The 1,409-nt window shown below is 59.3% G+C and carries 1 protein-coding gene; it reads left to right on the forward strand.

What is annotated here, in order from left to right; genetic code table 11:
- Positions 1-119 precede the first annotated feature (119 nt).
- Positions 120-1,154, forward strand: coding sequence for an IS110 family RNA-guided transposase (locus BLW05_RS35220; RefSeq protein WP_093169579.1), 1,035 nt, complete (start codon positions 120-122; stop codon positions 1,152-1,154).
- The last annotated feature ends 255 nt before the right edge of the window (positions 1,155-1,409 follow it).

The following is a 1,409-nucleotide window of genomic DNA, read 5'->3' on the forward strand; positions in this document are numbered from 1 at the left end:
AGATGGGATGGACACCCGCCGCCCTTCGGGGCGGGATGGGCAAGGATAGATGTACGTCCGGAACCGACCAGTGCCAAAGTGGCGTCTCCATCCACCACCTCAGGAACGGAGGGACCGAAATGAACCGTACGACGTATGGTCTGGACATCGCAAAGCGCGTATTTCAGATGCACTGGGTCGATCCCGACACAGGAGAGATCGTGAATCGACGCTTCAGCCGGACAGAACTGATCGAGTTCTTGGCAAAGAGCCCTGCAGGGCGGGTTGCGCTTGAGGCGTGCGGCAGTGGGCATTGGTGGGCGCGCAAGATGCGCGCGCTTGGCCACGAGGCGGTGTTGCTGCACGCCAAGTTCATTCGACCTTTTGTGCAAACCAACAAGACGGACGCTGCTGATGCCCGAGCAATTTGGACCGCAGTTCAGCAGCCCGGCATGCGTACGGTGGCGGTCAAGAGTGAAGAACAGCAAGCGGTGCTTGGGCTGCACCGAGTGCGCACCCAGCTGACGAAGTTCCGGACGATGCAGATCTATCAGCTGCGCAGTCTGCTTTACGAGTTTGGCGTGACGTTGAGAACCGGCAGGCAGGCCGGTTTGGCCGAGCTGCAAGATCGAATGGCTGACATCGAGGGGCGCGTTCCCGGTTTGCTGATGGACGTGTTGCGAGAGCAACTCGCGCGTGTTCACAGTTTGGACGAACAGATCTCGGTTCTCGAGAAAAGAATAGCGGCCTGGCCGAAACAGGAAGCCAGTTGCCGCTTGTTGTTGGCGATCCCGGGCATAGGCCCCTTGACGGCGAGCGCATTGGTCGCCACCGTGGGTGATATGCGTACCTTCAAGTCGGGGCGCGAGCTGGCATCGTTCATAGGGCTGGTGCCGCAGCAGCGCGGAACTGGCGGCAAGGTTCAGTTGGGCGCGATCAGCAAACGCGGAGACCCGTACCTGCGTACGCTACTGATTCATGGCGCCAGATCGGTGTTGTTCACGTCGAGGAAACCGAACCCCTGGGCTGAAGAACTGAGCAAGCGGCGTCATGCCAATGTCGCGGTCGTCGCATTAGCCAACAAGATGGCACGAACCGCATGGGCGATTCTGGCCCACGGTCAAGCCTATCAACCAGGTTACGTCAGCACCCGGCCACAGCCGGAGACGAACTAAGTTCGAGTGAGGGTGCACCGAGGTTGCGCAGGTCGATGATGAGGTGATGGCACGACAGGTCGGACCGCAAGAACTCAAACCTGAATACTGTCTTGCGCTCAAAGCGCGACGACTAGATGAGGCAGTTCTTGGCGAATTCCATCAGGGCCCGCAGGCTCAACCTGCATCCAAGGCCGAATGTAAGACTGCAGCCAGTACCCGATTGCCTTCATCGCTACATCCACTTGCACAACGGCGGGTGTCCATGTAAGACAG

This window comes from Variovorax sp. YR216 (assembly GCF_900107745.1).
GTDB lineage: Bacteria > Pseudomonadota > Gammaproteobacteria > Burkholderiales > Burkholderiaceae_C > Variovorax.